The organism is Oleiphilus sp. HI0067 (assembly GCF_001635735.1).
In genome coordinates this window covers 1-972 of sequence record NZ_LWFI01001700.1, presented here as the reverse complement: position 1 = coordinate 972, position 972 = coordinate 1, and the positions used below count along the sequence as shown (strand labels likewise).

At 47.7% G+C, this 972-nt stretch carries 1 protein-coding gene; it reads right to left on the bottom strand.

Annotation, left to right across the window (positions count from 1 at the left end; genetic code table 11):
- Positions 1 to 972: Trk system potassium transporter TrkA (gene trkA, locus A3739_RS27050; RefSeq protein WP_068503466.1), on the bottom strand; the 972-nt coding region annotated here is incomplete at both ends.

Below are 972 nucleotides of genomic sequence, written 5' to 3'. Positions count from 1 at the left end.
TCGCTTCGATTGCCTCTGCTGCACCGCGACGCAGAGAGTGAACATTGACTACGTCTCCACGACGAATGTGCGTTAACAGACTGCCAATCGTTGTTTGTTGTGGGGATACAGCAATGTCGATTTCTCCACCTTGAATCAGATCCACATAGTTTGGATTGCTGATTAGCGTAATGACTTTGCGTGCACCAATTCGTTTTGCCAGCATCGATGCCATGATATTCGCTTCGTCATCGTTAGTGACTGCGATAAACACGTCTGTATTCTCGATGTTCTCATCGATAAGCATGTCTTTGTCGGCGCAGTTCCCATTTAGTACAGTGGAACGTTCTAGATGTTCGGAGAGTGATTTACAACGCGAGGCCGACGATTCGATGATTTTCACGCGGTAGCGGCGCTCTAATTTTTCTGCCAAGCGCTGACCAATATTGCCACCCCCTGCAATCATCACGCGTTTGTAGCTTTTTTCTAAAGGTTGGAGCTCACTCATTACCGCTCGAATATGATCACGTGCAGCAATGAAAAACACTTCGTCTCCTTCATTGATAACGGTGTTACCGCTTGGGATGATTGGTTTTCCATCTCTAAATATGGCCGCAACTCGCGTGTCGATATTAGGCATATGCTGCCGAATTGCCGCAAGTTCATGACCGATCAATGGGCCACCTTCACAGGCACGAATAGCAACCAGACTAACTTCGCCTTCAGCAAAATCTAGCGCTTGAAGAGCGCCTGGATACTCGAGCAAGCGTTTTATATGTTTCGTGACAACTTGTTCGGGACTGATCAGTACATCGACCGGTACGGCATCGTTTCGGAACAAAGATTTTTGCTTGAGGTATGCATTTGCTCTTACACGACTTATCTTTGTGGGCGTCTTGAATAAGGAGTACGCGATTTGGCATGCCAGCATGTTGACTTCGTCACTGTTGGTGACGGCGATTAGCATGTCGGCGTCTTCAGCGCCAGCTTGCT